We start from the raw sequence: 25,101 nt of genomic DNA, 5'->3' as shown, positions 1-25,101 counted from the left end.
GGCGCGATGGAAACCCAGTACGACGCGATCGGCCAGTCCTACGAGCGGCTGAAGAAGCAGATGCCGCTGGCCCGCTTCCCCGAGGGCGCGACCTTCCACCGGCTGGCCACCCGGCCCGCGGGCGCGGCGGCGGCCGAGGTCCTCGACCTCGCCTGCGGCACCGGCTGGTACAGCCGCGCGCTGGCCCACGGCGGCGCGCGGGCCGTGCACGGCGTCGACATCTCCCAGGAGATGGTCGCCTCGGCCCGGCGCACCGAGCACGCCGAACCGCGCGGGATCGAGTTCAGCGTCGGGGACGCGCGCTCGGCCGGCGTGCTCGGCGAGTTCGACGTGGTCACCGCCGTGTGGCTGCTGTGCTACGCCGAGACGCAGGCCGACCTGACGGCCATGGCCGCCACGGCGTACGCGAACCTCCGCGACGGGGGCGAGTACGTCGGGATCGAGATGAACCCGGCCTTCGACTGGAGCCGCGAGCCGGCGACGAAGTACGGCCTCACCCACCGGGTGCTGGAGGACTTCGACGACGGCAAGCGGCTGGAGGTCACCGCGCACGTCGAGCCGGAGATCTCGTTCAAGGCCGTCTTCTGGTCGGCGAGCCCGATCGTGCGCGCGTTCCTCGATGCCGGCTTCCGGTCCGTGGAGTTCACCGCGCCCGACCTCCCGGAAGCGGCGGTCGCCGAGTTCGGCGCCGGCTTCTGGGCGGAGTTCCTGGCCAACCCGACGATTCTGGGCCTGCGCGCCCGGAAGTGAGGAGGTCACCGTGCCCGCCGGACTCGAACCATTGCTGGAGTCGCTCGGCCGCGCACAGCGGAAGGGCTTCGAGTACAAGGGGTTCGTCGCCAACCACGCGCCGATGGGCGCCGAGGTGTTGTCCACAATGGACGTCGGAGAGGAGCTCGTCGGCTGGACCGACACGTACCTGACCTGGGTGGACGATCCCGAACCCGCGAAGCAGCGGATCGACGGCGATCCGGTTTCCCTCGCCTGCGCGCTCGGCGACATCGAGCGGTCGACGGACTGGGTCGAGTTCTTCACCCGCGAACTGGCCGAAGCGCATTGGCGCGACGTCGTCGCCGCGTGGTGGCCGCGGCTGCTGCGCGGCATCTCCGCGGCCGGCACCCACGGCTTCCTGCGCACCGCCCACGCCGTTCGCGCGATGAACGAGCACGGCAGCGAACACCCGTTGCTGCTCGACGAGATCGCGCACGGCCTCGGGTACTGGGCGGCGCGCTACCAGGAGCTGCCGGGTGTCTACGCGGCGGCCCGGCCGCTGCGCACGGCCCCGGACGCGCTCGAAACGATCCCGTGGCTCCCGGCGACGGCCAAGTCCCGGCGCGAGGGCATCCCGGGCCGGCTCGACCTGCTGCGGGATGACCGCGCGTTCGCCGCAGGCGTGGAAAGCTTCCGTCCTACGGTGTCGTGGCCGGACCAGATCGGCCGGTTGACGGGCATCGGCGCCCGCGCGTTCGCCGCACACCACAACACGCCGATCCCGTTCGTCCACCTGGTGACCGCGCCGTCGGCGTTGCGGATGCTGAGCAAGGACCTGACCGCCGAGGCACTGGAGTCGACGGCCTGGCACCTGTGGCAGTTCTTCGCCGGGATCTTCGCCGGGTTCGGTGCGCTGACGCCGGAGCCGGCGACGGTGCCGGCGGAACCGGCGCCGTCGATCGACGCGCTCCGCACGGCCGCCGTCGAGCACGGCGACGAGCACGTCATCAAGTTCACCGACGCCTGTCTCACGGAGTTCACCATTTCCGGTGACGACATCTTCCTGCGTGCGGCATCTCTCGCGCCGGCCCGCTTCGGTGCGCTGCACTGTAAACCACGCTGATCGGCGCCGGCCGGTGCCGAACCACGGAGAAGAGGTCGGGATGCCGAGCGAACGGACCGCGCCGACGAGGTCGCTCGTCCTGGTGATGGCGATCGCGACCGGGGTGACGGTCGCGAGCCTCTACTACGTGCAGCCGCTGCTGCCGATCGTGGAGGCGGAGTTCCACGTCGGCTCGACGGCGGCCGGGCTGACCGTCTCCCTGTCCCAGCTGGGTTTCGCGGTGGGCCTGGCCGCGGTCGTCCCGCTCGCGGACGTGCTGGCCCGCCGCAAGCTGGCGGTGGGACTGCTGGCCCTGCTCGCCGCGGCGATGGTCGTCGCGGCGAGCAGCCCGTCGGTCGCGGTGCTCATCGGGGCGTCCGTGCTGATCGGGCTGGGCGTCACGGCGGCTCAGGTGATCGTGCCGTTCGCGGCGTCCATGGCCGACGACGCCTCACGCGGCCGCGTGGTCGGCACGGTGATGACGGGCATGCTCGTCGGCACCTTGCTGGCTCGCACGGTGGCCGGCCTGCTGGCCGACGCGGCCGGCTGGCGCATCGTCTACTGGGGCGGCGCCGTGCTGGTGACGCTCGTCGCGTGCGTCCTCGCCCGCCGCCTGCCGGCCGACGGCCCGCGCGAGCGCCTGAGCTACCCGGCGCTGCTGGTGTCGATCTACCGCGTGTTCCGCGCGGAACCGGTGCTGCGCAACCGGATGGCGATGGGTGCGGTCGGTTTCGCGACGTTCAGCCTGTTCTGGGCGACGATGGCGTTCATGCTCGCGGACGCGCCCCACCACTTCGACGCGAGCACGATCGGCCTCTTCGGCCTGGCCGGAGCGGCGGGCGCGCTCGCCGCGAACTTCGCGGGCCGCTTCTCCGACCGTGACCTGGGGCGCCGCCCGGGGGTCGCGTTCGCGGGGTGTGTGCTGCTGTCGTTCGGCCTGCTGGTGCTGGGCCGCCAGTCGGTGGTCCTGCTGGTGCTCGGGATCGTGGTGCTGGACGTCGGGGTGCAAGGCCTCCAGGTGACCAACCAGGCGACGATCTACCGCCTGGCCGCGGGCCGCAACGGCCGCATCACGGCGAACTACATGATCGCCTACTTCGTCGGCGGCGCGGCGGGCTCCGGCCTCGGCAACGCGGCGTACGTCGTGGCGGGCTGGACGGGCGTGTGCGCGGCGGGAGCGTTCCTGGGTGCGGTGCTGCTGGGCCTGGCCGCCCGTGCCCGCCTGCCGCGACCGGCTACGGCGGACCGGGTACCCGCACGCTGAGCACGGGCGGGCGCAATAACCGGCGGAGGCGGATCGCGCCGGGAGTCCTTTGTGGCACAACCGGCCAGGAACCGCCCGAACCGGACTTCGAGGCCGCCGCGACAGGCTTGATCCGCGTGTCGGATCGGACCTACTCTTCAGCGTCGATGACTGCCGAGGAGGACCGATGCGAGGCATCAACCGTAGCCGTGGCCACCTGGTGATCATCTCCTGCGCGCTGACCGCCGGCCTGCTGGCCGCGACGAGCCCGGCGGAGGCGGCGCCGGCGCAGGCACCGCGGTACTCCCCCGGTGCACCGGGCGCCGGGGACCCGTACTTCCCCGACATGGGCAACGGCGGCTACGACGTCGGCCACTACGACATCCGGCTGGCGTTCAGCCCCGCGACCCAGGCGATCGACGCGACCACGACGATCTTCGCCACCGCCACCCAGGACCTCTCCCGCTTCGACCTGGATTTCCAGGGACCGCTGAAGATCAGCAGGCTCTCGGTGAACGGCCGGAACGCCGCCTTCACCCGCGGCGGTGCCCAGGAGCTGGTGATCACCCCGCCGTACGGCCTGCGGGAGGGCAGCGCGTTCGTCGTCTCGGTGAGCTACGCCGGCGTCCCGCGGAAGATCGACGACCCCGCGCTGGGCCTGTCCGGCTGGGTCGCCACGAAGGACGGCGCGGTCGCGCTCAACCAGCCGATCGGCGCGGCGACCTACTACCCGGTTAACGACACCACCGACGACAAAGCGACCTACACGCAGACCATCACCGTGCCTGCCGGGCTCACCGTGCTGGCCAACGGCGAACCCGGGCCCACCACCACCCGCGATCACCAGACCACCTTCCGCTGGTCCATGAACCGGCCGATGTCCAGCGAGCTGAGCATGCTCGCGATCGGCGACTACGACGTCACCCGCGGCGTGGCGGCCGGCGGCCTGCCGAACATCACCGCGATCGGCAAGTCGATCGACACCAAGCCCGGTCAGGGCAAGGTGTTCAACCAGACCACGGCGCAGGTCATCCAGTGGGAATCCTCGGTGTACGGGCAGTACCCGTTCGACTCGACCGGCGGCATCCTCGCCGACGTCGGCGTCGACTACGCCCTCGAGACGCAGAGCCGCCCGGTCTACGACCAGAGCACCAGCGACGTCGACGGCGACCTGCTCGCCCACGAGCTCGGCCACCAGTGGTTCGGCGACAGCCTCACCCCGGTGCACTGGTCGGACATCTGGCTCAACGAAGGCTTCGCGACCTACTCGGAGTGGCTCTACCAGGAGAAGTTCGACAAGGTTCCCGTGCAGCAGACCTTCGCGAAGGCCTACGCCGACGAGAAGGACTGGAGCGGCGAAGTCGCCGATCCCGGACGTGATCACATCTTCGACGACCTGGTCTACAACCGCGGCGCGATGGCCCTGCAGGCGCTGCGGATGAAGATCGGCGACCGCGCCTTCTTCAAGGTGCTCACGCAGTGGCCGACGGCCCACCGGTACGGCAACGTCTCGACGCGGCAGTTCATCCAGTTCGTCGAACGGCTGACCGGCCGCGACCTCGACACGTTCTTCCACACCTGGCTCTACCAGCCGGGCAAGCCGGCACTCTGACGACCATGACCGACGCCGGACCGCAGGAGGCCGACGAAGCCACGTTCATCGCGGCGGTCCGCTCCGGCGACACGGCGCGGTTCGCGGTCGTCACCGAACGCCACCGGCGTGAGCTGCAGGTGCACTGCTACCGGATGCTCGCGAACTACGAGGACGCCCAGGACATGACGCAGGAGACGTTCCTGCGCGCGTGGCACAAGCGGGAGACGTTCAAGGGCCACGCGGCGCTGCGGACCTGGCTGTACCGGATCGCGACGAACGTCTGCCTCGACTTCCTGGACAAACGCACACTCGTGGCGTCGGAGCTGCCGGACCCCGGCTCCGAGGTGCCGTACCTGCAGCCCTACCCCGACCGGATGCTCCCCGAGGACCCGCAGGAATCGGTGGTGGCGCGGGAGACGATCGAGCTGGCGTTCATCGTCGCCGTCCAGCACCTGCCGCCGCGGCAGCGGGCGGTGCTCGTCCTGCGCGACGTCCTCGGCTGGCCGGCGTCGACGGCCGCCGACGCCCTCGAGCTGACCGTCGCGTCGGTGACCAGCGCGCTGCAACGGGCGCGCGTGACCATGCGCGCGCAGCTGCCCGGCCGCCGCCTCGACTGGCGGAGCCCCGCCACCCACGAGCTGTCGGACGACGAGCGCGGCGTGGTGAAGGCCTACATCGACGCCCATGAGCGCAACGACCTCGACGCGCTGACGGCCCTGCTGCGCGACGACCTGCGCTTCGCGATGCTGCCGGATCCGGGCACCGTGATCGTGGGGGCCGGGGACGCGGTGGACGGCTGGGTCGCCGGCGGGCTCTTCCGGCCCGGCCACGACTGGCGCTGTTTCGCCACGACGGTCAACCGCATGCCCGCCGCCGTGCTGTACCGCCGCACCCCCGACGACCCGGAGTACCGGTTGCTGAACATCGCGGTCCTGCACATCGCCGACGGGAAGATCGCCGAGCTCACCGGCTTCGACGTCACCGGCAAGCCATGGCTGGAGCTGCCCCCGACCCTCAGCGCCTCGTCTCGTACCGGGTCAGCACCACGCCGCCGGGAAACGTCCGCGTCTCCACGAGGTTCAGGTTCACCCAGCTGTCCAGCGCCGTGAACAACGGCGTGCCGCCGCCCACCAGGACCGGGTGGGTGACGATCTCGTAGGCGTCGACCAGCCCGGCCCGCACGGCCGCCCCGGCCAGCGTCGCGCCACCGACCCGCATCGGGCCGCCGTCCCCCGCCTTGAGCCGGGTGATCTCGGCGACGGCGTCGCCGGTGACCAGGCGGGTGTTCCAGCCGACCTCGTCGATCGTCGAGGAGAACACCACCTTCGGCGTGTCCCGCCAGTTCCGCGCGAACTCGACCTGCGCCGGGGTGGCGCCGGGCTGCTGGTCGCCGGTCGGCCAGTGGGAGCTCATCGCCTCCCACAGCCCGCGCCCGTACAGCGACAGCGTGCCCGCCAGCTCCTGGTCGAGCCACCACTGGAACATCTCGTCGCTCGGCGGCCCGCTCCAGCCGAGGTCGTCGCCGGGCGCGGCGACGTAACCGTCCACCGTCACGTTCATGCCGAAGATCAGTTTCCGGGTCAAGCCAGCCTCCTGTGAGTCGATCTCACACGTATAGACGGGCGCGGCGCGCGAATCTCATCGGTGCGCGACGACGTCGCTCAGAACAGGGTCGCGGGCTCGATCGGCTCCGGCTCGGGCAGTGGTTCGAGGGCGGGCACCAGTGCTCGGACGTCGTCGTGGAAGTGGCGGGCCAGTGCCGGCGCGTCGTTGTTGTCGGGCGTGTGCAGGAAGACCGTCGGCGACCGGCCTTCCCGTAACCAGCCGGCGACCACCTCGGCCCACGGCTGCCAGCCCTCGACCGTCTCCTCGACCGAGTCGCGGCCCAGGTAGCGGACTACCGGCTGGTCGGTCAGGGCGCGCGTCCGCCGTGGCAGCCGCGGCTTCTTGGTCCAGGCTTCCTGCTCGGCCTCGCTGGTCGGCGGGCTCCCGAAGAAGACCGTGGTGTCGAACGGCACCCACTCGGCGTCCGCGGCGGCCAGCGCACCCTCCAGCAGCGACGTCGCGGCGTCGTCGGTGAAGAACCCGGGGTGACGCACCTCCACCGCGCGCCGGCGGTCGGCGGGGAGCCGGCGCAGGAAGCGGACCAGGGCGTCGACGTCCGCGGGGCCGAACGAGCCCGGCAGCTGGGTCCACAGGATCGCCCGGTCGCCGAGGGGTTCGATCGCGTCCAGGAACGCCCGCATCTCGGCCTCGACGCCGGCGAACCGGCGCTCGTGCGTGACGACCTTGGGCAGCTTGAGCACGAACCGGAAGCCGGGGCCGGTCTGCTCCGCCCACGTCGCGACGGTGGTGCGGGCGGGAGTCGCGTAGAAGGTGGTGTTGCCCTCGACCGCGTTGCACCAGCCGGCGTAGGCCCGCAGGCGCTCGCCGGCCGGCAGCGCCTGCGGGACGAACCGGCCGGGCCACGCCTTGTGGGTCCACATCGCGCAGCCGACATGAAGACGTGCCACTCCGTCCGCTCCCCTCGCTCGTGCGGGAAACCACCACCCGGGCAGCAGTTTTCCACTCACGGCAACGGGAGCGGGCGGCGGCTGCGTCAGTTCCACCTCTGGTCTACGTGGTAGTGGCAGTCCCACAGCACCAGCCGGGTCCCGTTCGCGGTGCTGCCGTTGTTCGCCAGGCCGACGCACTTGCCGGAGGGCGTGTTCTTCAACGCCCACCCCCCGGCCGGCACGTCGGCCCAGCTCCACTGCTGGTCGGGATTCCCGTGGCAGTCCCACAAAACCAGCTCGGTCCCGTTCGCCGTGCTGCCGTTGTTCGCCAGGCCGACGCACTTGCCGGACGGGGTGCTGCGCAACAACGGGTTACCGCCCCAGAACCAGTACTGGTCGGGGTTGAGGTGGCAGTCCCACAGGACCAGCCGCGTCCCGTTGGCGGCGCTGCCGTTGTCGGCCAGGCCGACGCACTTGGCGGGCGACACGGCCAAGCTGTGGATGGGGCGGCTGTCGGTGGCGCTCGCCGGGAGGGCGACGCCGGCCGTCAACGCCAGCGCTCCGGCAAGCGCCACGATCACTCGGCTGAATCCGCGCATGGTGAGACCTTTCGCCGTTCCTGGTGGACAGGGCTTCGCACCGGATAGCATCACCGGATCGGCCGGTGTGGCAGCCCGTCCAAGGGGCAGCACAAAGGGCGGCACCACGGGCGGGAACTCAGCGGAACGCGGCGATGTTGCGCGCGGCCCAGCCGGCGAACGGGCGCGGGGCGCGGCCGAGGACCCGCTGGACGTCCGGGCTGACGCGCAGCTCGTCCGGGTTCGGGGCACCGAGGATGTCCAACGTGTCGTCGGCGAGCTCCGCCGGCATGCTCCGGGCCATCCCGGCCTTCGCCTCCGCCCGGGTCAGCTCGTGGAACCGCACCGGTGAGCCCAACGCGGTGGCGATGGCGTCCGCCTGCCCCCGCGGCGTGATCACCTCCGGGCCGGTCAGCGCGTACACGCCGCCGGTGTGCCGGTCGTCCAGCAGGCAGGCCGCCGCGACCTCGGCGATGTCCGCCGGGTCGACGATCGGCACGCCGACGTCACCGAAGGGCGCGGCGACTACCCGCCGCTCGCGGACGGATTCGGCCCACCACAAGGCGTTCGAGGCGAACCCGCCCGGCCGCAGAACGGCCCAGTCCACATCGGACTCCCGCAGCACGTCCTCCACCGCGCGCAACGCGATCCGCGTCGCGCCGAACGGCCTGGTCGCCACACCCAGCGAGGAGAGCAGGACGATCCGCCGGACCCCACTGGCCACGGCCTGGCGGATGACGTCGGCGGGGCTGGCTCCGGTGGCGTGCAGGTCGCCGGACAGCAGCAGGAACAACGCCTTCGCCCCGGCCAGCGCCGGTTCGAGGCCGGCCGGCGCGGCCAGGTCGGCCACCACGTGCCGGCCACCCTCCGGCGCCGGCGCCGCGTGCCGCGACACCGCCGTCACCTGCTCGCCCGCCTCGATCAGCGCCCGCGTCAGCGGCTTGCCCACGTTTCCGGTGGCTCCGGTCACCACGATCATCTTCAGCTCCTCGGTTCGACGTCCGCTACGGCCGGAACGCTAGGAGCCGAACTAACTTTTGGTAAGGACATACCTGGAGGTAAGCTCCGGACATGACCGGAGGCGCGCAGCTCACCCCCGCCGAGGCGGGCAAGCGGTATGAGGTGTTTCACACCGGCTGCCTGGCGCGTGACGTGGTCGACCACGTCACCAGCAGGTGGGGCATCTGGGTGCTGATCTGCTTGCGGAGCAACGACCTTCGGTTCTACGAACTGCGCGAGAGCATCCAGGGCATCAGCGAGAAGATGCTTTCCCAGACCCTGCGCACCCTCGTCCAGGACGGCCTGGTCTGGCGGAAGGTCGAGCCGACGACGCCGCCCCAGGTCACCTACGGGCTGAGCGAGTTCGGCCGGTACGCCAGCGAGCCGCTGACGGAGCTGTTCGACCGGATCACCGAACGGCTGGCACCGCGCGGCACGGACTAGCGTCGACGGGAAAGGGGCTCCCGGTCAGCGACGGCGGCCGGTGGCCAGGATGACGAGGAACTGACCGCCGCCCGGCTCGATGTTCGCCGTCACCGGCAGGTCCGGCACCAGCCGGGAAAACCGGTCCACGAGCCAGTCCGCCGCCTCTTGCGCGTCCTGCTTCGTCGGGCAGCGGGCCACCATCTCGCGGCCGCCCTTGCGCTCCAGCCGCCCGGCCACGGTGATCAGCGGCGCGGGCTCGGCCACGTGCAGGCGATCCGGCCAGGCGATGACCACCTTGACCGCGCCCTTGCGGGTGTTGCACCCGCGGTGCGCGAGCCGCTCGGCGATCTTGGCCTTGCGGTCGGCGGTCCGGCTGTCGACGCTGGGTCCCCGCGGGTCGTTCACCGACATGTCGGGGTCGACCGGCTCGTCGCACACCCAGCACCGCCAGCCGTCGCGCTCGGCCACGTCATCGAGGAGACTCATCCTGGCAAACTAGCCTGCGCGGCCACCGTCGTGCGCACCGCACTCGGGTGCGGCTCAGCCGATCCGGAAGCTGCCCGCGCAGGGGTAGCCCGGCACGCCGGCCGTCGCCGGTTTGGCCGGCTGCGGGTAGCCCAGCAACCACAGCTGCCCGGTCATCGCCACGTTCGCGGCCAGTGAGGTGTCGGCGAACAAACGGAACCGCGTCTGCCGGCCGTCCGGGTGCAGCGCCCAGCCGGTCACCTTGGCCACGCCGCGGGTGCGCGGCGCGAACGGCGTGTCGAGCGCGACCCGCAGCTCCACCCAGACGTCCTCGGTGATCGGCCCGCGGATCCGCAGGACGCCGACGACCATCAGCAACCCCAGCAGCACCAGCACCGCGCTGCCGCCGGCGATGCCGCCCAGCGCGGCCGGGCCGGTGATGCCGTCGGGCTCGAACCGCACGGTCGCCACGGCGGCGAAACCCGCCGCGCCCAGCACCAGGAACGTGCCTGCGGAGACGACCGTCCGCCGGATCCTGGCCGCCCGGTGCGCGGCCAGCACCGGATCGTGCCGCGGCGGCGTCGGATGACGCGAGACCGGCTCCACGAGCGTCGCCCCGGCTGCCGCGGTGTCTTCGATCCGCCCGGCCCGCAACCACATCGCGCCCGGCAGGCGGACGAACACCCGCCGGCCGCCGCCGAGCACCCACAGCCGTCGCTCGCCGGCCAGCTGCACCCGCGCCCCGCCGGGGAGCCGGGACCCCAGCCACCGCCCGTCCGGCAGCCGTACGAACACCCGCGCCCCCTTCGCGAGCAACCCGTCCGGGGCGACGTCGAGCCGGTGGTACGGCTCCCCGAACAGGCGCCGGACCCGCTGGTAGACGCTCAGGACGTAGCTCCACAGCGCCAGCGAGCCGCCGAAGACGGCGAAGTAGTAGTAGGGCAGGGCGCTCCCCGGCCGTTCGACCAGCGCGAGCAGGACGCCGAAGAGGAGGAGCGCGCCACTGAGCCCCATGCGGACGATGGTCGCGTTGGTCAGCTGCCGGACGTACCCGGGGAACAGCGGTTCGGCCCCCGACGGCACGGCGGGCACGGGTTCGTGGACGCGGACTCTGCCGACGTCGGAAGCGATGTCCATGGCTCGTCGTCCCCCGTCGGTCCGTGTGCTCGGCCGCGGCAGCGTACCGGGCCGGATCCGGGCTATCCCAGCTGGTCGCGGCGGCGGGTCAGGTAGGCGGTCTCGGCGGTGTTGCCCGCCAGCTCGATGGCTCTGTCGTACGCCGCGCGCGCCTGCCCGCTGCGGCCCAGCCGGCGCAGCAGGTCGGCGCGGGTCACGTGGTAGGCGTGATAGCCGGCCAGCTTGTCCGCCAGGCGGTCGACGGCCGCGAGGGCCACCTCCGGGCCGTCCAGCTCGGCGACCGCGATGGCCCGGTTGAGGGCGACGATCGGCGACGGGTCGAGCCGGACGAGCCGGTCGTAGAGGGCCAGGACCTGCGACCAGTCGGTGTCGCGCATGTCGCGGGCGGAGGTGTGCACGGCGTTGATCGCGGCGAGGATCTGGTAGCGCCCCGGAGCCACCCCGGCGGCGGCCGCGGCGAGGCGTTCGCGCACCAGCCCGTGCCCCTCGGCGATCAGCACCGCGTCCCAGGCCCCGCGGTCCTGCTCGGCGAGCGCGACCAGCTCGCCGCTCGCCGAGACGCGGGCGGGGCGGCGGGCCTCGGTGAGCAGCATCAGCGCCAGCAGGCCGGTCACCTCGCCGTCGGCCGGCAGAAGCGCGCGGATCAGGCGGGCGAGCCGGATCGCCTCGGCCGTCAGGTCGTGCCGCACCGGATCGGTGTCGGGGCCGGTGGCCAGGTAGCCCTCGTTGAAGATGAGGAACAGGACGGCGAGCACGCCGGAGACGCGGGCCGGGAGGTCCTCGGCGGCCGGCACCCGGTAGGGGATGCGGGCCGCCTTGATCTTGGCCTTCGCGCGGGTGATCCGCTGCCCCATGGTGGTCTCGGCCACCAGGAAGGCGCGGGCGATCTCCGGCATGGTCAGGCCGCCGACCATCCGCAGCGTCAGCGCCATCCGGGTCTCCATCGCCAGCGCCGGGTGGCAGCAGGTGAAGATCAGCCGGAGCCGGTCGTCGTCGATGGCACCGAGAGGCTCGGGTGGCGCGTCGTCGGACACCATCTGGGCCTCCTTGTGCTTGTCGTCGCGCTTGTTCTCACGCCGGATCCGGTCGATGGCCTTGCGCTGGGCCGTGGTGGTCAGCCAGGCGCCGGGGTTGGGTGGCACGCCGTCGGCCGGCCACCGCTCGACGGCGGTCGCGAACGCCTCGGCCGCGGCCTCCTCGGCGACGTCGAGGTCGCCGAAACGCCTGGTCAGCGTGGCGACCACCCGGGCCCACTCCGCGTGGTGCACCCGGGTGATCGCCTCCTCGACGTCGCTCATCGGAACGGCCGCACCTCGATCTTGCGGTCGCACACCTTCGACGCCTCGGTGGCGAGCTCGAGCGCCACGTCCAGGTCGGGGGCCTCCCACACCCAGACGCCGGCGAGGTACTCCTTCGACTCCACGAACGGGCCGTCGCTGAACACCGCCTGCTCGCCGCGGCTGTCGACGACCGTGGCCGTGTCGGTGTCCGCGAGCCCGCCCGCGAAGACCCAGTAGCCCTCGGCGATCAGGCGTTCGTTGAACGCGCTGATGGCGGGCTGCCGGTCCGTGCGGCCGGGATCGTCCTTGTCGTCGATGACGGAAACCAGGTACTGCATCCGAAGCTCCTCTCCTGCGGGGTCGAGACAGTGTGGTCCGGCGGTCAGGACTTCGAGCCGGTGGCGTACCGCGGGCGCCCGGCCGGCCGCAGGACCTGGATCGTCACGCCGTTCGAGTCCACTCGCGACTCGACCACCTCGAGCGCGAGATCCGGGCCGGTCTCCGGGAACAGCCGCGTGCCCTGGCCGACGACCACGGGCACGACGATCAGCGTCAGCTCGTCGACCAGGTCGTGCGCCAGCAGCCACCGGACCAGGGTGCCACTGCCGTGCACCTGCAGCTCGTCCCCCGGCTTGGCCTTCAGCTCACGGACGGCCGCCTCCAGGTCACCGTCGAGGAGGGTCGTGTCCGCCCAGCCCGGCGCGGTGAGCGTGGCCGAGGCGACGTACTTGGGCGCCTCGTTCAACGCCACGCCGACGGGGTGGGCGCGCATCCCGTCGGCCGCTCCCCAGGAGCCGGCGAACAGCTCGTAGGTCCGGCGGCCGAACAGGAACGCCCCGGCACGCTGGTAGGTCCGCGTGATGAACGCCCTGGTCTCGTCGTCACCCGCGCCCAGGGCCCACCCGCCGCGCTCGAACCCGTTGCGGCGGTCCTCGTCCGACGCGCCGCCGTTGCCCTGCACCACGCCGTCGAGGGTGATCTGGGTGATGGTCGTCAGCTTCATGGTCGTGGTTCCTCACCTCGGCGCCGCCCCTCGTGGGCGGCCTCACCCCTGCTACGAACACCACCGACCCGATCCGACAACCCCGCCCGGATTTCTTCGAGGAACTTTCCCGGACACGCACGCGGCGGGGCGCCGCCACCGCATTTTTCCCCACACGGGAGTCCGGCAACCCGCCCACCGAGGAAATTCCGGGCGATTACCACGACGTTTTACCTACCCTTTCCTCATCGAAGTTAATTGATCACCCCGATTTCCGTCACTACGTACACTCGAAAGCGGCGAAGTCAACACGGGTGGTCTATGCTCATTTCCGGGCCCACTCCGTAGATTCGTCCACATGTCCCGCATCGGTCCCGTTTTCGCTGCCGCAGTACTGGCCGTCCTGCTGATTCCCCCCACCGCCGCCACCGCGGCGAAGTCGCCGACGCCGGGGCCGGTGTGCGACCACCAGCCGGTCGCCAACACCACCGCGCCCGCCGGGGCCGTGGTCATCGACCCGGCGGTTTCCGCGGACCTGTACCACAAAACGCAGGATTCGCCGCCCGGCACCACTTTCTGGCTCGCGCCGGGAACGCACACGCTCGCGTCGGATCCGTACGGCCAGGTCATCCCGAAAGACGGGGACGTGTACCTCGGCGCGCCCGGCGCGGTGCTCGACGGGCAGCGGATCAACCTGGCCGCGTTCACCCAGCAGGCCAAGGACGTCGTCATCCGCGGCCTGACGGTGCAGAACTTCGTCCCGCCGCAGGACCAGGGCGTCGTCAACCACGATTCCGGGGAACACTGGACCATCGAAAACTCCACGGTGCAGAACAACGCCGGCGCCGGGTTGATGGCCGGTGCGCGGCAAGTGGTGCGGCACAGTTGCCTGCGGAACAACGGGCAGTACGGCATGAACGCCTACCGCTCGGACAACACGATCACCGGACTGGTCGTCGAGAGCAATGAAATCGCCGGGAACAACACCGACGACTGGGAAACCCGCGTCCCCGGCTGCGGGTGCAGCGGCGGGATCAAGTTCTGGTCCGTCAACCGGGCCGACATCCGCGGGAACTGGGTCCACGACAACCACGGCGCCGGCCTGTGGGCGGACACCAACAACAACGACTTCCTCATCGAGCACAACCTCATCGAGGGCAACGAGGCCGAAGGCCTGTTCTACGAGATCAGCTACAACCTCGTCTTCCGCGACAACACCCTGCGGCGCAACGCCCTCGTTTCCGGCAAGTACAAAGCCGATCGCGGCGACAACTTCCCCGTGGCCAGCGTGTACATCTCGGAGTCGGGTGGGGACCGCCGGGTGCCGGCCCGGACCCACCTGATCGACGTCTACGACAACACCTTCGAGGACAACTGGTCCGGGATCACCGCGTGGGAGAACGCCGACCGGTTCTGCAACAGCCCCGCCAACACCTCCAGCAACACCTGCACCAAGCTGGTCCCCGACCGGACGTCGTGCTCGGCCCCGGCGATCGCCACCCGGCCGCTCTACGACGACTGCCGGTGGAAGACGCAGTTCGTCGAGGTGCACGACAACACGTTCCGGATCGACCCCGCCCACATCGGCTGCACCAGCGCGCTGTGCGGCCGGATGGCGCTGCTGGCCAACTACGGCACCTACCCGGACTGGTCGCCCTACCACGGCACCGTCGTGCAGGACGCGATCACGCACGACCAGGGCAACTACTGGTTCAGCAACGCCTACTACGGCCCGTGGAGCTTCGTCGCCGGCGACACCTCGCGCACGCTCACCGCGCAGCAGTGGCAGTCGACGCCCTGGGACCAGGACGACTGCGCCTCCTTCGACGGCGTGGCCGGCCCCTGCTGAACGGGAGGCGGCTGACGGGGCCCGTCAGCCGCCGTCGCCCTGATCCGGGCGGCGGGCCAGCGACGCGAGGATGATCTCCCGCGCCGCGCGGTCGGTGGCCGCGAAGGCGGCCGGGTCCCGGCCGATGCGTTCGGCGCCCGAGCGCATGACCCCGGACAGCAGCTCCACCGCCAGCCGGACGTCACCGACGTCGCGGAACTCCCCACGCTCGATGCCGGCCCGGACGACGTTCTCCACCTCGACGACGATCGCGTGGAACGGGCTGTCCGGGCCCTTCGGCGTCCCGGCGAAGGGCAGGCCGGCGCCCGGCCGGAACATCAGCTGCACGACCTGGTCGGTGAACGCGTCCAGGACGGCGACGATGATCTCGCGCAGCCGTTGCGCGGCCGGGTCCGCGGACCGCGCGGCGATCGCGGCCACCCGCTCGACCGCCGGCTGGGCCAGCCGCTGCGTCAGCGCCAGGACCAGCGCGCTCTTGTCGCGGGCGTAGTTGTAGAGGGTGTTGCGCGCGAGCCCCGCCCGGGCCGCGATGTGCCCCATGGTGATCGAGTCGTAGTCGCGTTCGAGCAGCAGCTGCCGCGTCGCCGCGGCGAGCTCGGCCCACACCACCTCGTGGTGCTCCTCGATGCTGGCTCCGCGGATCCGTGGCATCGGATCATCTTCCCATCGCCGCGCGCTAGCTCGCCCGCGCCGCGGCCAGTGCGACGCTCGACAGGTGCGGGTTGTCCTGGTGCGCCGAGGTGAGCTTGACGCGGTCGAGGCGCCAGCCGGCCGCCGTCCGGACCGCCTCGTTGTCATAGAAGCCGACCACCAGCCAGTGGTTCGGTCCCCCGCCGGCGAGCTCGTCCGGGACCCAGTGGTCGGCACGGACGTGCGCGTGGATCTTCGCCCGGTCGCCGTCGACGTCGACGACGTGGCCGGTGATGGCGTGGTGCGTCGCCGTGTAGAAGGCGAAGGCGCCGCGGAGGTTCTCGACGTAGTCGGCGAGCGGCACGGTCATCGGCGGGATGTCCGCGACCGACCCGAAGTCGAGCGTCACCGGATCGGTGAAGACGCGGCCGGGCAGCTCGGTGAACTCCTTCAGGTCCGCGATGTCGGCGTAGTGGCCGAGCAGCTCGACGAGTTCGGCGCGATCGCTGAGCGCGTTCATGGGGATCCCTCTCCGTTCGGTACGACGTCGCCTTGATGCGACAACCTGTCGTAAAGATTACGACAGGTTGTCGCCAAAAGCTAGCAGCCCGGGCTTATCGCGGGCGTATCGGAATCCGCGTACCCCCTCGCAACGGCCCGGCGGCTTCAGTGAGCGGGTGGACCACAGCGAACGGAGGCCGCGTGCTCGACGGGTGGCACGGCTGGACCGGGACGTTCAACGGCGTCGCCGTCCTCACGGTGGCCGCACTGCCCTTGGCCGCACTGGCCGTGTGGGTGTCGGCCCGTCGCAGGGCGTGGCGGACGGCGCTGGCCGAGGTCGCCATCGGGTACGGGACGGTGCCGTGGGTGTGGCTGATCATGCTGCCGGGCAGCCGGGCCGGCACCGTGCCCGGGCGGGTGAGCCTGGTGCCGCTGCGCGACCTGCTCACGACGCCGGCGAGCCAGATCGCCGGCAACCTGCTCGTGTTCGCGGCGCTCGGGTTCTTCGTCCCGGTGCGGTTCGCGGTGCCGGTGCCGCGGGTCCTGGCGCTCGCGGCGGGCCTGTCGATCCTGCTCGAGACCGCGCAGTACGTCCTGCGGCTGGACCGGGTGTCCTCTGTGGACGATGTGCTGCTCAACGCCGCCGGTGCGGGGCCGGCCGCGCCGGCGTCACGACGCTGGTGGGCGACCCGCTGAGTGCGCGTGCCGGATAGACGTCCGGGACCGAGCGCCCGCCTGAAGCTCACCCTCAGCTACGCCGGGCTCCTCCTGCTCACCGGCGCCGTCCTGCTGGTCGTGGTGTGGGTGTTCCTGCTGCGCTACGTCCCCGACAACGACCGGGGCCTGCTCGGCATCGCCCCCAACCGCCACCTCCTGGTGCGCGTCTTCTTCCCCGCCGCGGCCACCGCGATGGGCGTCCTGGTCGTGGTCGGTCTCGTCGGCGGGTGGGTGCTCGCCGGCCGGATGCTCGCGCCGCTCACCCGGATCGCGGACGCGGCGCGGCTGGCCTCGCGGGGATCGCTCTCGCACCGGATCCGCTTGGAAGGCCGCAAAGACGAGTTCCGCGACCTCGCCGACGTCGTCGACGTCATGCTCGGACAGCTCGAATCCCACGTCGCCGAGCAGCGGCGGTTCGCCGCCAACGCCTCGCACGAGCTGCGCACCCCGCTGGCGATCTCGAAGACGCTCCTCGACGTCGCCCGCACCGACCCCACCCGGGACCGGAGCGAGCTCGTCGAACGCCTCCACGCCGTCAACGCGCGGGCGATCGACCTCACCGAAGCCCTCCTGCTGCTCAGCCGCGGCGAGCGCGGGAGCTTCACCCGCGAGGCCGTCGACCTCTCGCTCATCGCCGAAGAGGCCGCCGAGACGCTGCTTCCGCTCGCCGAGCAGCGCGGGATCACGCTCGACGTCACCGGCGAGCCGACCCGGAGCGTCGGCTCCGCGGAGCTGTTGCTGCGGATGCTGACGAACCTCGTGCAGAACGCCATCGTCCACAACCTCCCCGACGGCGGCACCGTGACGGTCCGCACCGAAGCGAAGCGCTACGCGAGCGTGCTGCGGGTCGAGAACACGAGCCAGGTGCTGCCCGCGGACCTGCTGCCGACGCTCACCGAGCCGTTCCAGCGCGGCACCCGGCGCACCCGCACCGACGAGCACGCGGGCGTCGGCCTCGGGCTGGCGATCGTGCACAGCGTCGTCCGGGCCCACGACGGGCACCTGGAGCTGACCCCCCGTGCGGGCGGCGGCCTGCTGGTCACGGTCCGCCTCCCCGAGACCGGCCGGGGACGCGGCTGACCACGGCCGTGTCAGGGCGGTGTCAGGTGCGTGTCAGCTCCGGCCGTGATCGTGGCTTCACCAGCCCGCCACGAAAGGCAGTCAGATGACCAAGACCGCAGGCCTGCCCATGGACCGCGACGCCGGCCCCTTCGACCCGCCCCGTGACATCACCCGGCTGCGGGAGACGCGGCCCGTCAGCCCGCTGCTCTTCCCCGACGGCCACGAAGGCTGGCTCGTCACCGGGTATGACGCCGTCCGGACGCTCATGGCCGATACGCGCTTCAGCTCGCGGCAGGACATCGGCGTGCTCCACGTGCCGTACGAGACGCCCGGGATGCCCGTCGCGACCGAGCCGTCTCCGCCGCTCCCCGGCGTCTTCATCGCGATGGACCCGCCGGATCACAGCCGGCTGCGGAAAAGGCTCACCGGGGCCTTCACCGTCAAGCGGATGAAGCAGCTCGAAGCGCACATCGTCGACGTCGTCGAGCGGCAGCTGGACGTGCTGGCGAAGCTGACGCCGCCGATCGACCTGGTCGCGGAGTTCGCGTTGCCGGTGCCGTCGCTGGTGATCTGCGAGCTGCTCGGCGTCCCCTACGCCGACCGCGCGGAGTTCCAGGCGAACTCGGCCCAGTTCATGGTCAAGGAGCAGCCGCTCGAGCAGAAGATGGGCGCCTACATCGCGCTGAACACCTTTCTCTCCGAGCTGGTCACGCGCAAACGCGCCGAGCCCGGTGACGACATCCTGTCCGACCTGGCCGGCCACGACGACCTCAGCATCGAGGAACTGACCGGCGTCGCTTTCCTGCTGCTGCTCGCGGGCCACGAAACCACCGCCAACATGCTGTCGCTGGGCACTTTCGCGCTGCTGGAGCACCCCGCGCAGCGGGCCGAGCTGGCCGCCGACCCGGCGCTGCTGCCCGGCGCCGTCGAGGAGCTGCTGCGCTACCTGTCCGTCGCCGACATCTTCTACCGCTACGCCACCGAGGACATCGAGCTCGGCGGCGAGACGATCCCGGAGGGGTCGACCGTCGTCGTCTCGCTGCTGGCCGCCAACCGCGACCCGAAACGCTTCGAGAACCCCGACACCCTGGACGTCCACCGCACGGCCCGCGGGCACCTGTCCTTCGGCCACGGCGTCCACCAGTGCCTCGGCCAGCAGCTGGCCCGGATCGAGATGCGCGCCGGGTTCGAGGCGCTGCTGCGCCGCTTCCCGACGCTCGAACTGGCCGTCCCCGCGAGCGAAGTGAAGCTGTGGACCGACATGAACATCTACGGCGTCCACGAGCTGCCGGTGACCTGGACGGCGGCGGACCAGTGACGGCGATCGAGGTTTCCGGGCTGCGCAAGGCGTTCAAGGACAAGGTCGTGCTCGACGGCGTCGGCTTCGACGTCCCCGAGGGCACGGTCTTCTCCCTGCTCGGCCCGAACGGCGCGGGCAAGACGACCACGGTGAACGTGCTGACCACGCTGATGAAGGCCGACGGCGGGACGGTCCGCGTCGGCGGGCACGACGTCGGGACCGAGGCCAAGGCCGTGCGCGCCCGGATCGGGGTCACCGGCCAGTTCGCGGCGGTCGACGAGCTGCTGACGGGCCGGGAGAACCTGCAGCTGATGGTGGACCTGAAGCGGGCGGACGGCCGGGTCGTCACCGAGCTGCTCGAGCGGTTCGATCTGACGGACTCGGCGGGCAAGCTCGCGTCGACCTACTCCGGTGGCATGCGCCGGAAGCTGGACCTGGCGATGACGCTCGTCGGCGACCCGCGGATCATCTTCCTGGACGAGCCGACGACCGGCCTGGACCCGCGCAGCCGCCGGACCATGTGGACGATCATCCGCGAGCTGGTCGACAGCGGCGTGACCATCTTCCTCACCACCCAGTACCTCGAGGAAGCCGATCGCCTCGCCGACCGGATCGCGGTGCTGGACCAGGGCAAGCTCGTCGCCCAGGGCACGCCCGACGAGCTCAAGCACCGGCTCCCCGGCACGCACGTCCGGCTCCGGTTCACCACCGCCGCCGAGCTCGACGCGGCCGCGCGGATCTTCCCCGGCGCCACGCGCGACGACGAAACCCTGGCCCTGCGGGTGCCCAGTGACGGCGGGACGCAGTCGCTGCGGGCCCTGCTCGACCGGCTCGACGAGTACGCGGTCGGTGCCGAGGGGTTCTCCGTCCACACGCCGGACCTCGACGACGTCTTCCTCGCCCTGACGGGCCACAACACGAAGGTGACCGTGAAATGAGCACCCAGGTCATGGTGCGCCGCAACTTCAAGCACATCGCCCGGAACCCGACGTCGGTGTTCAACGCGGTGCTGATGCCGATCGTGATCATGCTGATGTTCGTGTACATGCTCGGCGACGCGTTCAGCGTCGGGGTCGACTACGTGGACTACGCGACGCCGGGGCTGATGCTGCTGGCCGTCTGCTACGGCCTGGGAGCGACCGCGACGTCGGTGAACTCGGACATGACGAAGGGCATCATCAACCGCTTCAAGGTCATGGACGTCTCCCGCGGCGCGGTGCTGACCGGGCACGTCGTCGCCAGCCTGCTGACGAACCTGGTCGCCATCGCGGCGCTCGTCGGGGTGGCGTTCCTGCTGGGGTTCCGCACGTCGGCGAGCCTGCTCGACTGGCTCGGCGTGGCCGGGATCGTCGTGCTGCTCGGGGTCGCGGCCGGCTGGTTCACCGTCGCGCTGGGACTGGCGGCGAAGACCCCGGAGACGGCCGGGCTGGCCACCGTGCCGCTGGTCATGCTGCCGTTCTTCAGCAGCGCGATCGTCCCGGCCGAGAAGATGGGCCCGGGCCTGCGGCAGTTCGCGGAGTACCAGCCGTTCACGCCGATCATCGAAACCCTGCGCGGTTTGCTCAACGGCGCCCCGACGGCGGCCGACGTGATCCCCGCCCTGGCCTGGTGCGCCGGGATCGCGGTGGTCGGCTACCTCTGGGCGCGGGCGACGTTCAAGAAACGAGCGTGACCACCTCGCCTGGACCTCGGTGCCGGTGGTCGTGAGTGGTTAGGGCGGTTAGAACCGCCCTAACCACTCACGAGGGCTTGACCAGCTCGCTCCACGCCGTCTCCGTGCCCTCGCGAACCGCCTCGGCGAACCCCTCACCGCCGAGGCGGTCTCGCGCGGCCCGCTCGAGCCGGGCCACGTCCGGGTGGGAACAGTCCTGCAGGCCGCGCAGGCCGGCGCTGGCCGTGAGCAGCCGCACGGCCTGCGCGGGGCGGTCTTCACGCAGGGCCACGTCCGCGAACCCGACGAGGACCTGGGCGATCGTCAGCGGGTGTCCCGCCTCGGTCGCCGCGCGCAGGGCCGCGGCGCGGTGTTCGCGGGACTCGGCGACGTCGTCGGCGAGGTAGCCCAGCAGGTCCCGCGTCATCGCGCGGACGCCGGGCAGCTCGGCGGCCTCGCCCAGCAACGCCGTCGCCGCGTCGAGCTGGTGGCGGGCCTGCTCGGTGTCGCCGCTCCAGCGGGCGAGCTCCGCCTTCGCCAGGGCCAGCTCGGCCAGCGCGCTCGGCCAGGCGACGCGTTCCGCGTGCCGCTGCGCCTCCGCCATGGCCGCTTCGCTCGCCTCCGCGTCCCCCGAGAGCCAGTACAGCTGGGCCTGCCGCGACCGCATCGGCACGACGTCGTCGAGCGCGCCGACCTCGGTGACGACGGCGATCGCGGCCTCGTAGTGCTCGCACGCCCGCGCGAACTCGCCGCGGGTGGCGATCCGGTTCGCCAGCTCCATCAGGGCGAACGCGATCCCCCACCGCTCGCCGAGCGCGCGGAACTCGGCCAGCGCCAGCTCGAGGTACTCATCCGCGGCCCGCCCCTCCCGGCCGAGCTCGATCCGCATCTTGCCCAGGTGCAGCCGGGCGAGGGCGCGGACCCACGGATCTTCGTCGGCGAGCAGCGGTTCCCACGCGGGCAGGGGCTCCTCCGGTGCCCGCAGCAGCCGTTCCAGCGCGCCGACGACGCCCCAGATCGGGTGGTGCCGTGGGCTGCGCCGGGTGAATTCGTACGCCTTGTGAATCCACTCCTCCGCGCGGTACTGGTCCCCGCCCCGCCCGGAGCTCAGGAACATCGTGGCGTAGCCGTACACCGTGGCGCGGACGTCGTCGGTCACCTCGCCGGGCACGGCGGTGGCCGCCATGATCAGCTCGTTGCTCTCGGCCTTGTGCCCGCCGAGCCACCAGTACCACGCGGCGCCCGCCGCGAGCCGCATCGCGCCCTGGGCCTCGCCGGCCGCGAGCGCGCCGCGCATCGCGGCCCCGATGTTGTCGTGCTCGGCCGCGAGCGTGGCCAGCCAGTCGAGCTGCTCGACGCGGCGAAGGTGCGGCTCCGCGGTTTCGGCCAGCTCGGTGAAGTACGCGAGGTGCGCGTGCCGCGCCTGCTCCGCCTCCCCCGCCTCGGCGAGCCGCTCGGCGGCGTACTCCTTGATCGTGCCGAGCATCCGGTAGCGCGGCGCCGCATCGTTTCCCGTGACCACCAGCGACTTCTCCGTCAACGCGGTCAGCAGTTCCAGCACCTGCCACGCTTCGACGGCGTCACCGGCGCAGACGCGCTCGGCCGCGTCCAGGCTCGCCCCGCCGGAGAACACCGCGAGCCGGCGCAGGACCGTCCGTTCGGCGTCGGTCAGCAGTTCCCAGCTCCAGTCGACCATCGCGCGCAGCGTGCGGTGCCGCGGCAGCGCGGTGCGGCTGCCGCCGGTCAGCAGGCGGAACCGGTCGTCGAGCCGGTGGGCGAGCTGGTCGGGGGCCATCGTGCGCAGCCGGGCCGCGGCGAGCTCGATGGCCAGCGGCATCCCGTCCAGCGCCCGGCAGATGCGCGCCAGCGTCGACGCCGTGGCGGCGTCGGTCGCGAGGTCCGTGCGCACCGCGCCGGCCCGGTCCCGCAGCAGCCGGACGGCCGGCGCGGCCTCGATCTCGCCGGGTCCGGCGTCGTCCGCGGGCAGGACCAGCGGCACGACCTGCCAGAGCGCCTCGCCGGTGATGCCGAGGGGTTCCCGGCTCGTCGCGACGATCCGGAGCCGGCGGCACTCGCCGAGCACGCGGTGGGCGAACGTCGCCGCCGACTCGATCACGTGCTCGCAGTTGTCCAGGACCAGCAGCACGTCCCGGTCGCGGACCGCGGCGACGACCCGGTCCGTCGCCTCCGCGTCCGTCGCCTCGGCGAGCAGCGCGTCCCGCAGCCGGAGCGCCGACAGCGTCGCCTGCGCGACATCGCCGTTCGCGCCGAGGGCCGCGAGCTCCACCACCCAGGCGCCGTCCGGGAAGCCGCCGAGCAGCGTGCGCGCGGTTTCCGTGGCCAGCCTGGTCTTTCCCGAGCCACCGGGCCCGATCAGGGTGACGAGCCGGTGCGCGGCGACGAGGTCGCGGACCGTCGCCACGTCGGCGTCCTTGCCGACGAAGCTGGTCAGCTCGGCGCGCAGGTTCGTCTGCCGGGTCTCCTCCCGCCGGGCCAGCTCGCCGCGCAGCAGCGCGACGTGCACCGCGGCCAGCTCCGGCGACGGGTCGACGCCCAGCGCGTCGGCCAGGGCTTCCCGGGTGCGCTGGTAGACGAGCAGCGCCTCGGTGTCGCGGCCGGCCGCGGCGAGGGCGCGCATCAACGCGGCGACGAGCCGCTCGCGCACCGGGTGCGCGGCCACCAGGTCGGTCAGTTGCGCGACGAGGTCCGCGCCGCGGCCGGCGCCGATCTCCGCGTCGAACCGGTCCTCCACGGCGGTCAGGCGCAACGCCTCGAGCCGGGTGACGGCCGCGTCGAAGGCCTCGCTCTCCGCGAGACCGACGTCCTGCATGGCCGCGCCGCGCCACAACCCGACGGCCTCACGCAGCAGCCGCGGGTCTTCCTCGGTACGAGCGCGGTTGACCAGGCGCTCGAACCGGACGGCGTCGACGGCGTCGGGGTCCACCTTCAGCCGGTAGCCGTCCGGCTGCCCCTCGACCGAGCCGTCCGGCAACGCTTTCCGCAGCCGGGAAACCAAGCGCTGCAGGGCGTTCGCCGCTTCCGCGGGCGGGTGCTCACCCCAGATCCAGTCGACGAGCGCCGTCTTCGGGACCACGTGCCCCGGTTCGAGCGCGAGGGCGATCAGCAGCCCGCGCAGCCGCGCGCCCGGCACGTCGGCGGTGCCGCCGTCGTCCGTGCGCACCTCGAACGGTCCCAGCATCCCGATCTGCACCCGGCCGATCTTGCCACGGGCGCCCGGCTACGGGTGGTCCGGCAAGATTTCCCGCCGGCCGGGGGTCACGAACAGTGGCGAGCCGGGTTCGCTGCGCAGCTTACGGCGAGACGCGGGGTCGGGCGTTCGCCCGGCGCAGCCGTTCGGCCGCTTGCGCCCGGAGCGCGGCACCGGACAGCGGGCGGTCGCCGTGCAGGGCTTCCCAGCGGGCGTTGTGCACGGCGGGCCATAGGCCGGCGCCCCACGCGATCTCCCGTTCCACGGCCGTGAAGACGCGCCCGCGAATGTCCTCATAGGACTCCAGAACGCCGCCGAACGCCCGATCGGCGCCGATCCCGGTCGTCGAGGAAGCCGATCGACGGCCACCGGCCCATCAGCCGGACGAGAAGGCGAAGCCAGCCCCGGCGAGTCAGTCCACTGTGGACACGCACGGCGTCACCGGCGCGGCTCCCAGCGGAAGAGGCGGGTGGCCAGCGCGATCGCGACGATCACCCAGGCCAGCGTGGGCGCGAGCAGGATCAGCGAGTCGCCCAGTGCGACGCCGCCGTTCCAGGCGTCGAGGATCAGCTCGGTGGCCGAGCCGCCGGGGAGCAGGCGCTTGAGCAGCGTGAGCTGCTCGGTGCCGGTGGCGCCGACCCAGCCGGCCACGGCGACGACGCCGACGGTGACCGGCAGCGTGGTGACCTGGGCGTGCTCCGGGGAGTTGGTCAGGCCGGCCGTGGCCAGGCCCAGCGCGAGCATCATGACGATCGTCGAGACGACCGCCGCCACCAGCAGGAGCGGGTGGGCCGGCCGGTCGGTGACCGCGGCCAGCACCCCCAGGATCACGGTGACCTGGACCAGCGTGAGCACGGTGATCGGCACCAGCAGCCCGGCGAGGATGCCGACGTCACCGGCCGCGGTAGAACGCAGCCGCTTGAGGAAGAGGTTCTGGCGGCGGGACGCGAGCGTCGTCACCGACGTCGTGTAGAGCCCGATGCTCACCACGAAGAACAGGGCCAGCGCCGCGATGTAACCGAGGCTGCCCACCTTGGTGAACAGCTCGTGCTGATTGATGAGGAACGCGCTGAACGCGACCGGCAGGAGCAGGGCGGTGACCAGGACCAGCCGGTTGCGGAAGATCTGGATCAGTTCGCCGCGAGCGATCGAAAGCATGGGAGAGGCCCTT

At 71.9% G+C, this 25,101-nt stretch carries 26 protein-coding genes; 12 read left to right on the top strand and 14 right to left on the bottom strand.

Features of this window, described 5'->3' with window-relative positions; translation table 11 throughout:
- Positions 1-6: 6 nt before the first annotated feature.
- The 5 genes from ACLJQZ_RS36960 (at position 7) to ACLJQZ_RS36940 (ending at position 5,759) form a co-directional block, all read left to right on the top strand.
- The gene (locus ACLJQZ_RS36960) at positions 7-750 is read left to right on the top strand and encodes a class I SAM-dependent methyltransferase (RefSeq protein WP_410624918.1); all 744 of its coding nucleotides are present in this window, start codon (positions 7-9) and stop codon (positions 748-750) included.
- 10 nt (positions 751-760) lie between these two features.
- A complete protein-coding gene (locus ACLJQZ_RS36955; protein ID WP_410624916.1) occupies positions 761-1,834 on the top strand; it encodes a hypothetical protein in 1,074 nt (357 codons plus the stop codon).
- A 40-nt stretch (positions 1,835-1,874) separates the two neighbouring features.
- Positions 1,875-3,077 carry an MFS transporter gene (locus ACLJQZ_RS36950; protein ID WP_410624915.1) on the top strand — a complete coding sequence of 401 codons (1,203 nt, stop codon included), beginning with the start codon at positions 1,875-1,877 and terminating at the stop codon, positions 3,075-3,077.
- Between the two features lie 166 nt (positions 3,078-3,243).
- On the top strand, positions 3,244-4,668 hold the full coding sequence (locus tag ACLJQZ_RS36945; protein WP_410624913.1) for a M1 family metallopeptidase: 1,425 nt from the start codon (positions 3,244-3,246) through the stop codon (positions 4,666-4,668).
- Between the two features lie 5 nt (positions 4,669-4,673).
- Positions 4,674-5,759, top strand: a complete 1,086-nt coding sequence (locus ACLJQZ_RS36940; RefSeq protein ID WP_410624910.1) for an RNA polymerase subunit sigma-70 — start codon at positions 4,674-4,676, stop codon at positions 5,757-5,759.
- Here ACLJQZ_RS36940 and ACLJQZ_RS36935 read toward each other — a convergent pair.
- The 4 genes from ACLJQZ_RS36935 to ACLJQZ_RS36920 all read right to left on the bottom strand — a co-directional run bounded on the left by ACLJQZ_RS36935 (position 5,665) and on the right by ACLJQZ_RS36920 (position 8,702).
- Positions 5,665-6,210, bottom strand: coding sequence for a dihydrofolate reductase family protein (locus ACLJQZ_RS36935; RefSeq protein WP_410625002.1), 546 nt, complete (start codon positions 6,208-6,210; stop codon positions 5,665-5,667). The genes ACLJQZ_RS36940 and ACLJQZ_RS36935 overlap by 95 nt on opposite strands.
- Before the next feature lie 101 nt (positions 6,211-6,311).
- On the bottom strand, positions 6,312-7,136 hold the full coding sequence (locus tag ACLJQZ_RS36930; RefSeq protein WP_410625000.1) for a DUF72 domain-containing protein: 825 nt from the start codon (positions 7,134-7,136) through the stop codon (positions 6,312-6,314).
- A 113-nt stretch (positions 7,137-7,249) separates the two neighbouring features.
- A complete protein-coding gene (locus ACLJQZ_RS36925; protein ID WP_410624908.1) occupies positions 7,250-7,744 on the bottom strand; it encodes an RICIN domain-containing protein in 495 nt (164 codons plus the stop codon).
- Positions 7,745-7,862: 118 nt separating this feature from the next.
- Entirely contained in the window at positions 7,863-8,702 is an 840-nt protein-coding gene (locus ACLJQZ_RS36920; RefSeq protein WP_410624906.1) for an SDR family oxidoreductase, read from the bottom strand.
- 92 nt (positions 8,703-8,794) lie between these two features.
- On the opposite strand from ACLJQZ_RS36920, the gene ACLJQZ_RS36915 reads away from it, so the two are divergent.
- Positions 8,795-9,166, top strand: coding sequence for a winged helix-turn-helix transcriptional regulator (locus tag ACLJQZ_RS36915; protein WP_410624904.1), 372 nt, complete (start codon positions 8,795-8,797; stop codon positions 9,164-9,166).
- Between the two features lie 24 nt (positions 9,167-9,190).
- On the opposite strand, the gene ACLJQZ_RS36910 is transcribed toward ACLJQZ_RS36915, so the two are convergent.
- From ACLJQZ_RS36910 to ACLJQZ_RS36890, 5 genes are all read right to left on the bottom strand, one after another.
- The gene (locus ACLJQZ_RS36910) at positions 9,191-9,634 is read right to left on the bottom strand and encodes a hypothetical protein (RefSeq protein WP_247061536.1); all 444 of its coding nucleotides are present in this window, start codon (positions 9,632-9,634) and stop codon (positions 9,191-9,193) included.
- Between the two features lie 54 nt (positions 9,635-9,688).
- Entirely contained in the window at positions 9,689-10,750 is a 1,062-nt protein-coding gene (locus tag ACLJQZ_RS36905; RefSeq protein ID WP_410624902.1) for a hypothetical protein, read from the bottom strand.
- 62 nt (positions 10,751-10,812) lie between these two features.
- Positions 10,813-12,048 carry an RNA polymerase sigma factor gene (locus ACLJQZ_RS36900; RefSeq protein WP_410624901.1) on the bottom strand — a complete coding sequence of 412 codons (1,236 nt, stop codon included), beginning with the start codon at positions 12,046-12,048 and terminating at the stop codon, positions 10,813-10,815.
- Positions 12,045-12,368 carry a YciI family protein gene (locus tag ACLJQZ_RS36895; protein WP_410624899.1) on the bottom strand — a complete coding sequence of 108 codons (324 nt, stop codon included), beginning with the start codon at positions 12,366-12,368 and terminating at the stop codon, positions 12,045-12,047. Before ACLJQZ_RS36895 ends, ACLJQZ_RS36900 begins: the two co-directional genes overlap by 4 nt.
- A gap of 44 nt (positions 12,369-12,412) precedes the next feature.
- Positions 12,413-13,033: a dihydrofolate reductase family protein gene (locus tag ACLJQZ_RS36890; RefSeq protein WP_410624897.1), complete on the bottom strand. Its 621-nt coding sequence runs from the start codon at positions 13,031-13,033 to the stop codon at positions 12,413-12,415.
- 337 nt (positions 13,034-13,370) lie between these two features.
- On the opposite strand from ACLJQZ_RS36890, the gene ACLJQZ_RS36885 reads away from it, so the two are divergent.
- Positions 13,371-14,861, top strand: coding sequence for a right-handed parallel beta-helix repeat-containing protein (locus ACLJQZ_RS36885; RefSeq protein ID WP_410624895.1), 1,491 nt, complete (start codon positions 13,371-13,373; stop codon positions 14,859-14,861).
- A 24-nt stretch (positions 14,862-14,885) separates the two neighbouring features.
- Here the strand turns inward: ACLJQZ_RS36885 and ACLJQZ_RS36880 are convergent, their stop codons facing one another.
- Positions 14,886-15,512 (bottom strand): TetR/AcrR family transcriptional regulator, encoded by a 627-nt coding sequence (locus ACLJQZ_RS36880; RefSeq protein ID WP_410624894.1) that lies wholly within the window; start codon positions 15,510-15,512, stop codon positions 14,886-14,888.
- Positions 15,513-15,537: 25 nt separating this feature from the next.
- Positions 15,538-16,011 carry a nuclear transport factor 2 family protein gene (locus ACLJQZ_RS36875; protein ID WP_410624892.1) on the bottom strand — a complete coding sequence of 158 codons (474 nt, stop codon included), beginning with the start codon at positions 16,009-16,011 and terminating at the stop codon, positions 15,538-15,540.
- 182 nt (positions 16,012-16,193) lie between these two features.
- Between ACLJQZ_RS36875 and ACLJQZ_RS36870 the strand changes: the two genes are divergently transcribed.
- The 5 genes from ACLJQZ_RS36870 (at position 16,194) to ACLJQZ_RS36850 (ending at position 20,743) form a co-directional block, all read left to right on the top strand.
- Positions 16,194-16,688 (top strand): VanZ family protein, encoded by a 495-nt coding sequence (locus tag ACLJQZ_RS36870; protein ID WP_410624890.1) that lies wholly within the window; start codon positions 16,194-16,196, stop codon positions 16,686-16,688.
- 6 nt (positions 16,689-16,694) lie between these two features.
- Positions 16,695-17,789: a sensor histidine kinase gene (locus ACLJQZ_RS36865; protein ID WP_410624889.1), complete on the top strand. Its 1,095-nt coding sequence runs from the start codon at positions 16,695-16,697 to the stop codon at positions 17,787-17,789.
- An 85-nt stretch (positions 17,790-17,874) separates the two neighbouring features.
- Complete coding sequence (locus ACLJQZ_RS36860) at positions 17,875-19,089, top strand: cytochrome P450 (RefSeq protein ID WP_410624887.1); 1,215 nt, start codon at positions 17,875-17,877, stop codon at positions 19,087-19,089.
- On the top strand, positions 19,086-20,009 hold the full coding sequence (locus tag ACLJQZ_RS36855) for an ATP-binding cassette domain-containing protein (RefSeq protein ID WP_410624885.1): 924 nt from the start codon (positions 19,086-19,088) through the stop codon (positions 20,007-20,009). Before ACLJQZ_RS36860 ends, ACLJQZ_RS36855 begins: the two co-directional genes overlap by 4 nt.
- Complete coding sequence (locus tag ACLJQZ_RS36850; protein ID WP_410624883.1) at positions 20,006-20,743, top strand: ABC transporter permease; 738 nt, start codon at positions 20,006-20,008, stop codon at positions 20,741-20,743. The genes ACLJQZ_RS36855 and ACLJQZ_RS36850 overlap by 4 nt, the downstream gene beginning before the upstream one ends.
- A gap of 67 nt (positions 20,744-20,810) precedes the next feature.
- On the opposite strand, the gene ACLJQZ_RS36845 is transcribed toward ACLJQZ_RS36850, so the two are convergent.
- From ACLJQZ_RS36845 to ACLJQZ_RS36835, 3 genes are all read right to left on the bottom strand, one after another.
- Positions 20,811-23,933, bottom strand: coding sequence for a BTAD domain-containing putative transcriptional regulator (locus tag ACLJQZ_RS36845; protein WP_410624882.1), 3,123 nt, complete (start codon positions 23,931-23,933; stop codon positions 20,811-20,813).
- A gap of 100 nt (positions 23,934-24,033) precedes the next feature.
- Positions 24,034-24,195: a hypothetical protein gene (locus tag ACLJQZ_RS36840; protein WP_410624880.1), complete on the bottom strand. Its 162-nt coding sequence runs from the start codon at positions 24,193-24,195 to the stop codon at positions 24,034-24,036.
- A 173-nt stretch (positions 24,196-24,368) separates the two neighbouring features.
- Complete coding sequence (locus ACLJQZ_RS36835; RefSeq protein WP_247061517.1) at positions 24,369-25,088, bottom strand: ABC transporter permease; 720 nt, start codon at positions 25,086-25,088, stop codon at positions 24,369-24,371.
- Positions 25,089-25,101 lie beyond the last annotated feature (13 nt).

The sequence above is a fragment of the Amycolatopsis sp. cmx-8-4 genome (genome assembly GCF_046548675.1).
GTDB lineage: Bacteria > Actinomycetota > Actinomycetes > Mycobacteriales > Pseudonocardiaceae > Amycolatopsis.
Note: the sequence above shows the minus strand (reverse complement) of the source record. Positions and strands in the feature narration are given on the sequence as shown.